We start from the raw sequence: 10,728 nt of genomic DNA, 5'->3' as shown, positions 1-10,728 counted from the left end.
GACCCGAACGCCAACCTGCTCGGTGGCGGTTACCGCAAGCTGTACGTGGACCACGTGCTGCAGGCCGATGAGGGCTGTGATTTCGACTTCCTCGTCGGCTGCCGTGGCTCCGAGGTGCCGAGGCACTCGCACTGATCTTCTTTAAGGTAGCCCGGCCATTTCAGGCTGGGTTATCTTCTGAATGCCTTGATTTCTCTGGCCTAGACCCCATCTCTTGAGTCTGGCTAAAGGGTGTCCCGTACATGACTCGATATAGGAATATGAGGCGAGTCATAGGCTTTTGGATGCAATTTACCCCTTGCTTCGCTAGCATTAGCCGACTTCTTTTTCTTCGCCGTGTCAGGTATCGATGAGTTATCAGGTTCTCGCTCGCAAATGGCGTCCGCGCTCTTTCCGTGAAATGGTCGGACAGACCCATGTGCTTAAAGCCCTGATCAATGCCCTGGATAACCAGCGCCTTCATCACGCTTATCTCTTTACCGGCACGCGTGGGGTGGGTAAAACCACCATTGCGCGTATTCTGGCGAAGTGTCTGAATTGCGAGACCGGCATCAGCTCGACCCCCTGCGGGGAGTGTTCGGTCTGCCGGGAAATCGATGAAGGTCGTTTCGTCGATTTGATCGAAGTGGATGCTGCCAGCCGCACCAAGGTAGAGGATACCCGGGAGCTGCTGGATAACGTGCAGTACGCCCCTACGCGTGGTCGTTACAAGGTTTACCTCATCGACGAAGTCCACATGCTCTCGACCCATAGTTTCAACGCACTGTTGAAAACATTGGAAGAGCCGCCGCCTCACGTTAAATTCCTGTTGGCAACGACCGATCCGCAAAAGCTCCCCGTTACCATTCTGTCTCGCTGCCTGCAGTTTTCGCTGAAGAACATGCCGCCTGAGCGTGTGGTTGAGCACCTGACCCACGTGTTGACCGCTGAGCAGATTCCTTTCGAACAGGATGCCCTATGGTTGCTGGGGCGTGCTGCCGATGGCTCGATGCGCGATGCGATGAGCCTGACCGATCAGGCGATTGCCTTTGGCGAAGGGCATGTTCTGGCTGCCGATGTACGCGCCATGCTGGGTACGTTGGATCAAGGGCAGGTATATGGTGTATTGCAAGCCCTGCTGGAAGGCGATGCCCGCGCACTGCTCGAGGCCGTACGTCATCTTGCCGAGCAAGGTCCTGATTGGGCAGGTGTGCTGGGCGAGATGCTGAATGTTTTGCACCGTGTAGCGATTGCCCAGGCGTTGCCTGAGGCTGTGGATAACGGTCAGGGTGATCGTGAGCAGGTTTTGGCCTTGGCTCAGGCGCTACCCGCCGAAGATGTGCAATATTATTACCAGATGGGGTTGATTGGGCGTCGGGATTTGCCGTTGGCGCCTGATCCTCGTGGCGGCTTTGAAATGGTATTGCTGAGGATGCTGGCCTTCCGACCGGCTGAGGGCGGCGGCAGTACACCCAAGGCTGCGTTAAAGACGTTGGGAGCCAGTCAGGCCACGACTGACTCCAAGCCAGAACCGGTGGCCGCTCCGTCTGCACCATCCACGCCGGCTCAGTTGCCTGTTGCGCCAGTCACTCGCCCAGCGCCCGTGGCGAAACCCAGTCCCGCTCCGGTTAAGTCCGAGCCTCGGCCGGAACCGGTAACGGCTTCTGCATCGCCTGTTGCGAAAGAGCCAGAGGCCTCTCAGACAAGCGAGCCTGTCGATCTACCCTGGGATGAACCTACAACGGCCATCAAAACGCCGGTAGAGCCAACCCATGTGGTTCCGATGGCAACCGAAACGTTGGAGGCCACTGTCATTGAGCGGGTCGTTGACGAGCAGGACAATGAAGGCTTGGCAGACGACGAGCCACCGCCTGCCGATGATTATTACAATGCCGAGTCCGATTACGGCTATTTGGACGAGCTGACCGAAGGCGTACTGGCCGAGGCGCCGGCGACGGCCCCAGAGCCCGTACCGGCAGCCAAACCTGCAACCGGACTTGCCGCCGAGTGGATCGAATTGCTACCTAAGCTAGGCTTAGGAGGCATGACTGCAAGCATTGCGGCAAACTGTACGCTGGTGTCGGTTGAAAATGATGCATGGCACCTTCATCTGGATCCAAATCAGAGCGCATTATTCAACACGAACCAGCATCGCCGCTTGAATGATGCCTTGAATCAATACCAAGGGCGTACGATCAAGCTGGATATCACACTCCAGACGCCCGAGCAGGAGACGCCAGCACAGGCTGCCGCTCGCAAACGTGCGGAGCGTCAGCGGGAAGCTGAGGCGTCCATACAGAATGATCCGCTGATCCAGCAAATGATGGAACAGTTCGCGGCTGTAGTCCGCGCGGACACTATCGAGCCGGTCAATTCCAAGGACTGACCGGGTTCTCAAACCAGACGAGGTAAACAGACATGTTAAAAGGTGGCATGGCCGGCCTGATGAAGCAGGCTCAGCAAATGCAGGAAAAAATGCAGAAGATGCAGGAAGAGCTGGCAAATGCCGAAGTGACCGGTCAGTCCGGCGCCGGGCTGGTCAGCGTCGTCATGACAGGTCGCCACGATGTCAAGCGTGTATCGCTGGATGACAGCTTGATGCAGGAAGACAAGGAAATTCTGGAAGACCTCATCGCGGCTGCGGTGAACGATGCCGTTCGCAAGATCGAGCAGAACAGCCAGGAAAAGATGTCTGGTATGACTGCGGGCATGCAGCTGCCGCCTGGATTCAAGATGCCTTTCTAAGCGTCTAAAGGCTTATGGTCACGCCGCTGGCCGTTCTGGCTGGCGGCGATCCAGGCACGTTAACAGACGATAGCCTGTCTATACTTTTATCTATCTCCATTCGAGATTTCTTCATGAGTTTTAGTCCTCTCATTCGACAATTGATCGACGCGCTACGCATTTTGCCTGGGGTGGGCCAGAAATCAGCCCAGCGTATGGCCATGCAGATGCTTGAGCGTGACCGGAGCGGGGGCCTGCGCTTGTCGAGTGCCTTGCAGGCAGCCATGGAGGGAGTAGGGCATTGCAAGCATTGTCGTACCCTGACGGAAAACGAACTGTGCCCTCAGTGCGCTGATCCGGATCGGGATGATCAACTGCTTTGCGTGGTTGAGTCACCGATGGACGTCTTTGCCGTTGACCAGACGGGCTTTCGTGGGCGTTATTTCGTGCTGAAAGGGCACCTGTCTCCTCTGGATGGTCTCGGCCCGGAGGCGATCGGCATTCCAGAGCTGATGGAGCGTATCGAGCAAGGTGCCTTCCAGGAAGTCATTATTGCAACCAACCCGACAGTGGAAGGCGAGGCGACGTCCCATTACATTGCGCAGCTATTGAAACCGCGCGGTTTAACTATTTCCCGGATTGCCCATGGTGTCCCCTTGGGTGGTGAGCTTGATCTGGTAGACAACGGCACCCTTACGCATGCCTTTGCAGGCCGTAAGCCGATCACGCTTTGATCGGCGGTACGCAAATTGACGTAAAAAAGCATAGATCTATTCTTGAGAAGCATTATCATTAGCGATATCTCAATGCCATCTCGATAGGTTCTGACATGTGCGCGGCTGAAGTGTCATCACCCAACGCCTTGCATGACTGGTATAGCGAACATCATGGCTGGCTGTACGGCTGGCTGAGCAAACGGTTGGGATGCTCGTTCAATGCAGCCGATCTGGCCCAGGATACATTCCTTCGCCTGTTAGCCAAAGGACGCGATCTTCCGTCCGTTCGAGAGCCGCGCGCTTACTTATCGACCATCGCCCATTCATTACTCGTCAATCACTGGCGGCGTCAGGATATCGAACGGACCTATCTCGAGGCGCTGGCTGATCGTTCCGAGTATTACGCGCCATCTCCAGAAGCGCGTGAAATCATTATTGAAAGTCTCGTTCAAATCGACGCCATGCTGGACCGTCTACCTGAAAAGGTGCGCTCAGCCTTCCTGATGTCTCAACTGGAAGGACAGACGTATGCAGCCATTGGTGAGGCGCTAGGGGTGTCCGAGCGAATGGTCAAAAAGTACATGGCCCAAGCCATGCTGCACTGCCTGACCCTTGAGGTGGAATAGACCATGCAGGCCGCCCAGCAGATGTCCGAGACAGAGTGCGACTTTGCGGTGCTTGAGCAGGCGGCCGAATGGTTTGCCGTGCTCAGTGCTGATGATGTCAGCGATCAGGAGCGTATGCAGTGGCAGCTCTGGCTGGCAGAAAATCCGCAACATGTCCAGGCGTGGCAGCGTGTCGAGCTGATCAGTCGTCATTTTCAGCGCATACCCTGCGAGCAACGCCATGGCGCTACACAAGCGCTACAGAAAAAAGGGCAAACGCGGCGTCAGACATTAAAACTGATGACCGTACTTTGCAGTACCGGTGTTCTGGCCTGGACTACCTCTTCACAGTTGTCCTGGAGACAATGGTATGCCAGCTACCGAACACGTGTGGGAGAGATCAAGGATTTTCAGCTTGCTGATGGCTCGCATCTCTGGCTGAACACCGATACGGCAATGGACGTCTCGAACGAACCGGACCGCTTGCATTTGGCACTCTACAAGGGTGAGGCCATGCTGTCTCGAGGCAAGGATGCTCACTACCCGCTGACGCTTGATACGACATTCGGTGCGTTACTGGCCAAAGAAGCCCAGTTTAGTGTTTTTGATCGAGGAGGCTTTGGCGAGTTGGCAGTTTTCAACGGCAGTGTGCAGGTTGCTCCTGTGGCGTCGGCGTCCGTCACAGTAAAGGCAGGACAACAGGTGCGCTTTAGCACTGACGAGGTTTCTACTGCTCGGGTGAGTGAGCAACGCCGTCAGGCTTGGATCAAGGGGATGATTCTGGCTGATGATATGCGATTGAGCGACTTTGTTGATGAGTTATCGCGTTATCGCTCCGGGTATCTGGCCTGTGATCCGGATGTAGCGAATCTGCGTCTGGTCGGTGCATACCCGCTGAAAGATACGGAGCGGGTGCTGACAGCCTTGGAGCAAAGCCTGCCCATTCGCATCAATCGCCCGCTGCCTTGGTGGACGTCTATTTCAACGCGTCCCGCCTGAATCTTAATAAAAAATATTATCATTAGCGGTTCCCTTTTCTTGGTTTCGACTGGCTTTAGTCTCAAACAGGCTGAAAGCCATCACTGTTGAACACAAAAAGGGATGAGTAATGGATTCGCGTCGTTCGTATCAGGCTTTTTTCAAGCGGAGCCCTCTGCGTCAGGCTGTGCATGCTGCTGCACTCGCTATACCGATGAGCCTCGCCCTTGTGCCGCTTGCAGGTAATGCCGCCGAAGCGGCTGCCGCGGCCCAGGCAGTATGCAGTTACGATATACCGGCTGGCCCGCTGTCGACGGCATTGAGTCGTTTTGCTGGCGAAGCGAATGTCATGCTATCTGCCGATGGCTCGTTGACGGAGGGCAAGCAGAGCCCAGGTCTCAAGGGGCAGTACAGTGTTGAAGAAGGTTTTGCAGCGCTGCTAAAAGGAAGCGGCTTGCAGATCGTCAACACCGGTAGCGGCAGCTATTCGCTGGCGGCTGGAACAGCAAGCGTTGGCAGTGATGTTTCCGAGCTTTCTGCGACTACCGTTACTGATTTCGCACTGGGCAATGCGCTTGGAACCATGGAAGGCTATAACGCCACCCATAGCCAGATTGCAACCAAGACAAGCAAGTCTATCCTGGAGACCTCTCAGTCGGTATCCGTGGTAACGCGCGACCAGATCGATGATCAGGGCTCGCAAACAGTTTCCCAGGCGTTGCGTTATACCCCAGGTGTGATGACCAACCCATATGGTGCAACTCACCGGTATGACTATGTTGCCATGCGTGGTTTCAATGACGGCTCGGTAGATAACATCTATCTTGATGGCCTCAAGACCATGGGAGATAGCGGTACCTATAGCAGCATGCAGGTAGATCCTTATTTCCTTGAGCGCATTGATATCCTGAAAGGCCCGTCTTCGGTGCTCTACGGACGGAGTAATCCTGGCGGCCTGGTAGCGCTTACCAGCAAGAAGCCACTCTATGAGCCTTATCATGAAATCCAGGCCACGGTAGGTACTCAGGGCCAACGGGGTATGGGGTTCGATTTTAGTGGTCCGGTAAACGAGGACCAGACGATTGCCTATCGACTGGTAGGCCTGGCGGACAAGTCCGATACGCAGTTTGATCACAACGAGGAGAAGCGCTACGCCATTGCGCCCACGGTAGCCATCGACTTTGATGAAAATACGACGCTAACCCTGCAGGCGTATATGCAACATGACCCCGAGGGCGGTTACCACGGCGGTCTTCCGGCAGACGGCACACTCTATCGCCACAATGGACAATACATCTCAAAGCATTTCTTTGAGGGCGACTCCGATTTCGACAAGTTCGAACGTACCCAGCAAATGGTGGGTTATCAGTTTGAGCATCGTTTCAATGATGTCTGGTCGGCACGGCAGAACTTCCGCTATCTGGATGGCAAGGTGGATATGCGGCAGGCTTATGCTGCGGGTTGGGCCAGCATAGGATCCAACGAGTTAGCGCGCGCAACCACTGAAGGCAAGGAGCGTCTGCATGCCTGGATTGTAGATAACATGGCACAGGCTGAATTTAATACCGGGTCAGCCAAACATACGCTTTTGATGGGGTTGGATTATCAGCGTCGTAAGGCCAAGGTCGATTACGCAGGCGGGTCCGCTTCTAACATTGATGCGTTCGATCCTGTCTATGGTAGTCCGGGCGTCACGGAAACATGGCAAACCAGCGATCTGCGTCGGATGGAGCAGACTGGCCTGTACATGCAGGACTTGATTGACCTGGATAAATGGCGGTTTTCGCTCGGTCTGCGCAAGGATTGGGTAGAGACCTCTTCCGAGGATGAGCTATACGGTGCAGGCAAAAACACCTACAAGGAGAATAAGGTTACTCCGCGGGTGGGTGCACTATATCTTTTCGACAATGGTATCGCGCCCTACATTAGCTATTCAGAGTCTTTCAATCCCAACTCTTTTACTGACCAGAACGGCGATCCGCTCAAGGCTACTGAGGGCAAGCAGTGGGAGGCTGGTATCAAGTATCAGCCGCCGGGTACGGACAATATCTTTACGGCATCAGTCTTCCACATTACCCAAGAAAACCTGGCGACCAAACTGGCGAATGAACAATATTATCGCCCGGTAGGAAAGGTACGCTCCCAAGGCGTAGAGTTGGAAGCTCACATGCAGGTGACTGATAGCTTCCGTGTACTAGGGAGCTATACGTTTGCTGATGTCGAATACATTAAGTCGGATGACGGTACAGAAGGCAATACGCCTAACGTGGCCCCTCGTCATATGGCATCTGTCTGGGGAGACTACTCATTCAAGGAGGGATCGCTCCAGGGCTTGAGCCTGGGAGCGGGGGTACGGGCAGTTAGTAAGAGTTGGGCAGATCCAGCTAATACCGAACGCGTTCCTGGATACACCCTGTTTGACGCGTCAGTGGGTTATGACTTGAGTAATATGGGTCTCAAAGGTGTAGATGTACGTGTCAATGCCAATAACCTAACCGATAAAAAATACGTCGCTGCATGTAATAGCCTGTTGTATTGCTATTACGGAGAAGAGCGTAACGTCACCGCCACGGTCAGTTACAAGTTCTAACAATCAAAAGCGATAAAGCTTTTCAAACAAAACGGGCGGCTTCAGGGCCGCCCGTTTTGTTTCAACCTTCCAGCTGGCCGCCCGCTAGGGCGCAGAGCTGAATCGAGTCGAGGATATGCACTTCCTTGCCTTCGGCCTCGATGATGCCGCTCTGCTGGAAGCGCGTGAACACACGAGAAACTGTCTCCACTGCAAGGCCCAGATAGTTACCGATCTCATTACGGGACATGGACAGGCGGAACTGCTGGGCAGAGAAGCCACGAGCGCGGAAACGTGCAGACAGATTCACAAGAAACGTCGCGATACGCTCGTCTGCGCTTTTTTTGGACAAGAGCAGCATCATCTGCTGATCATCCCGAATCTCGCGGCTCATCACACGCATCAGCTGGCGACGCAGCTGGGGAAGCTGATCGGCCAGCTCATCAAGATGCTCGAAGGGGATCTCGCATACCGATGTGGTTTCCAGCGCCTGTGCAGAAACCGGATGCAGCTCCGTATCCATACCGGACAAGCCAACCAGCTCGCTGGGTAGGTGAAAGCCGGTAATCTGCTCTTCACCGTTATCGGTCACGCTAAAGGTTTTAAGCGCGCCTGAGCGGACGGCAAAGACGGAGCCAAAACTGTCACCCTGTCGGAACAGATAGTCGCCTTTCTTGAGTGGACGGCCGCGCTTGACGATCCGATCAAGCTCATCCAGATCCTCAAGGTTCAACGACAATGGCAAGCATAAGGGTGCCAGGCTGCAATCTTTACAGTGGGCTTGCGGCGAGGTGACACGCATTTTCAAAGTCTCGGACATGGCTTTCGATTTATTCCATTAGTAAGCCAAGGGTATTACTGCACGCATGATGATGAAAGCTGTTAGTGAATTTATTAGATGACCCGTGAAAACCGTTGTGTGTTCTGTTGGGGCAAATAACGATCAAACAACATACAAACTGATCGCACGAGTAACCTCCCGGCCGGCAAGATATCAATGCCTTTTTCATCCAGGCGAATAAGCTCATCAGTCGCCATACGCTCAAGGTCAGGCAGGACATCGGCAAAGTAATCCCTGAAATCAATCCCCAGTGCTCGGCCTGTTTCAGCAAAGTCGAGCTGGAAGTGACAAATTAGCTGCTGGATTACCGCGCGACGAATCAAGTCGTCTTGTTCACAGTGCAAACCCCGGCGTACAGCAAGTTGACCGTTATCCAGACTAGTCTGGTATTCGGAAATATCCACTGCGTTTTGAGAGTAAAGCTCATTTATCTGGCTAATGGCCGATACCCCCAGCCCAATCAGGTCACAATGGCCATGGGTCGTATAGCCCTGAAAGTTACGCTGCAGCGAACCATCTTCCTGAGCAATCGCCAATTCGTCGTCGGGCAGGGCGAAGTGGTCCATCCCGATGTAACGATAACCGGCAGCCATTAGCTGCTCAGTTGTCCTTTGAAGCATCTCCAGCTTTTGTGCGGGGCTTGGCAGCTCAGCAGCCTCAATCCGCCGCTGTGGTGGAAAACGGGTGGGGAGGTGCGCGTAATTGAATACAGACAAGCGATGCGGTTGCAGATCAATTACTGCCTCGACGGTTTTGGCGAAGCTTTCCGGCGTTTGCCGGGGAAGACCATAAATCAGGTCGATATTGATTGAGCGATAACTGAGCGTACGGGCCGCATCGATGATGGCCCGCGTTTCGTTGAGGCTTTGCAGGCGATTCACAGCCAACTGCACATTCGTATCGATGTCTTGGACACCGAGGCTAACCCGGTTGAAACCCAGCTCACGCAACAGGCCCATCGTGGCCCAGTCCGCTTCGCGTGGATCGATCTCGATCGAATAATCTCCAGAGTCATCATCCAGCAGGCTGAAGCGCTGACGCAGCTCGGACATCAGCTGCCGTAGCTGTTCAGGGTTGAGAAAGGTCGGCGTGCCGCCGCCAAAATGCAATTGCTCTACCTTCTGGTCTGCGCCTACATGACGACTGATCAGCTGAATTTCCCTTGTCAGGCTGGCCAGATAAGGCACGCTGCGGCTGCGGTCCTTGGTAATGACTTTATTACAGGCGCAGTAGTAGCAAATATGTGCGCAGAAGGGCACATGGACATACAGCGACAGCGGCCGCTTGGCAGTGCGGCTATCCCTTAGAGCATGCATCAGATCGAACGCGCCTATCTGATCATGAAACTGCACTGCAGTTGGATAAGAGGTATAGCGAGGCCCTGCCATGTCGTAGCGCTGGATTAATTCTGGTTTCCAATCGATGGCGTCGAGCATGACCATACTCCCGTAAAACTATGAAGCAAAGTCTAGAAGCAAGTAGGTAGTGGCATCTTGACCTACATCAATAGCAACAACGTGAAGGCCAGAGAGGCGATAAAAGGTACGATGGACTCTGTTGAGCTAATTTTATATGTAATACCAGCCCATAAAGAGTGTTATCAGATTCGTTAGGAGGATTCGTGCAAGACAACGACGTCAATCAGAAGGAAGTTTCGCTTCTTTGGAGCAGGTGTGATCAAAAAATTGCCACGCTTGTTCTGGCGCATGGAGCAGGGGCTCCCATGGACAGTCCGTTCATGGATCAAATGACCGAGGCGCTGGTAGCCCAGCGTATCGAAGTAGTACGATTTGAATTTCCTTATATGGCTGAGCGACGAATCTCAGGAAAGAAAAGACCTCCTTCTCCTAAGGCGCAGTTGCTTGCTACCTGGAAGCAGGTCATTGATCTGGTCAGGCAAACAACCCCAGGACCGCTTGCCATTGGCGGCAAATCAATGGGAGGCCGAATGGCCAGCCTGGTCGCTGATGAGGAGCGGGTCAGCGCATTGGTATGCCTTGGGTATCCATTCTATGCGGCAGGCCGCCCGGAAAAGCCGCGGATCGACCATCTCGTTGATCTGCAAACGCCTACGTTGATCATCCAGGGCGAGCGTGATGCTCTGGGAGATCGGGAGACGGTTGAGCATTACACACTGTCTGACCAGGTCCGAATCAAGTGGGTATCGACAGCCAACCATGACCTTAAGCCACTCAAACGCTCAGGCTTGAGTCATTCACAAAGCATTGAGAAGAGTGCGTTATCGGTAGTGCGCTTTTTGGCCGCCCATCGGGCATAAAAAAGCCCGCACTGCGGCGGGCTTGTTTGTGGGAGCGC

The 10,728-nt window shown here is 54.2% G+C and carries 9 protein-coding genes; 7 read left to right on the top strand and 2 right to left on the bottom strand.

What is annotated here, in order from left to right; genetic code table 11:
- The first annotated feature begins 349 nt into the window (after window positions 1-349).
- The 6 genes from dnaX (at window position 350) to GM154_RS23655 (ending at window position 7,592) form a co-directional block, all read left to right on the top strand.
- Complete coding sequence (gene dnaX / locus GM154_RS23680) at window positions 350-2,365, top strand: DNA polymerase III subunit gamma/tau (protein ID WP_219653576.1); 2,016 nt, start codon at window positions 350-352, stop codon at window positions 2,363-2,365.
- A gap of 32 nt (window positions 2,366-2,397) precedes the next feature.
- Window positions 2,398-2,724: a YbaB/EbfC family nucleoid-associated protein gene (locus GM154_RS23675; protein ID WP_010794802.1), complete on the top strand. Its 327-nt coding sequence runs from the start codon at window positions 2,398-2,400 to the stop codon at window positions 2,722-2,724.
- A 113-nt stretch (window positions 2,725-2,837) separates the two neighbouring features.
- A complete protein-coding gene (gene recR, locus GM154_RS23670; RefSeq protein ID WP_026003868.1) occupies window positions 2,838-3,437 on the top strand; it encodes a recombination mediator RecR in 600 nt (199 codons plus the stop codon).
- 95 nt (window positions 3,438-3,532) lie between these two features.
- Entirely contained in the window at window positions 3,533-4,045 is a 513-nt protein-coding gene (locus GM154_RS23665) for a sigma-70 family RNA polymerase sigma factor (RefSeq protein WP_219653575.1), read from the top strand.
- Between the two features lie 3 nt (window positions 4,046-4,048).
- The gene (locus GM154_RS23660; RefSeq protein WP_258020013.1) at window positions 4,049-5,023 is read left to right on the top strand and encodes a FecR domain-containing protein; all 975 of its coding nucleotides are present in this window, start codon (window positions 4,049-4,051) and stop codon (window positions 5,021-5,023) included.
- Between the two features lie 109 nt (window positions 5,024-5,132).
- Window positions 5,133-7,592: a TonB-dependent siderophore receptor gene (locus GM154_RS23655; RefSeq protein ID WP_219653574.1), complete on the top strand. Its 2,460-nt coding sequence runs from the start codon at window positions 5,133-5,135 to the stop codon at window positions 7,590-7,592.
- A 61-nt stretch (window positions 7,593-7,653) separates the two neighbouring features.
- Here the strand turns inward: GM154_RS23655 and fnr are convergent, their stop codons facing one another.
- Window positions 7,654-8,391, bottom strand: a complete 738-nt coding sequence (gene fnr, locus GM154_RS23650) for a fumarate/nitrate reduction transcriptional regulator Fnr (protein WP_026003866.1) — start codon at window positions 8,389-8,391, stop codon at window positions 7,654-7,656.
- A 74-nt stretch (window positions 8,392-8,465) separates the two neighbouring features.
- Entirely contained in the window at window positions 8,466-9,848 is a 1,383-nt protein-coding gene (gene hemN, locus GM154_RS23645) for an oxygen-independent coproporphyrinogen III oxidase (protein ID WP_219653572.1), read from the bottom strand.
- Window positions 9,849-10,033: 185 nt separating this feature from the next.
- Between hemN and GM154_RS23640 the strand changes: the two genes are divergently transcribed.
- Window positions 10,034-10,690, top strand: coding sequence for an alpha/beta fold hydrolase (locus GM154_RS23640; protein ID WP_219653570.1), 657 nt, complete (start codon window positions 10,034-10,036; stop codon window positions 10,688-10,690).
- Window positions 10,691-10,728: the final 38 nt, after the last annotated feature.

The organism is Pseudomonas sp. MAG002Y (assembly GCF_019400845.1).
Classification (GTDB): Bacteria; Pseudomonadota; Gammaproteobacteria; order Pseudomonadales; family Pseudomonadaceae; genus Chryseomonas; species Chryseomonas luteola.
This window is presented reverse-complemented; position numbering and strand designations above follow the sequence as displayed.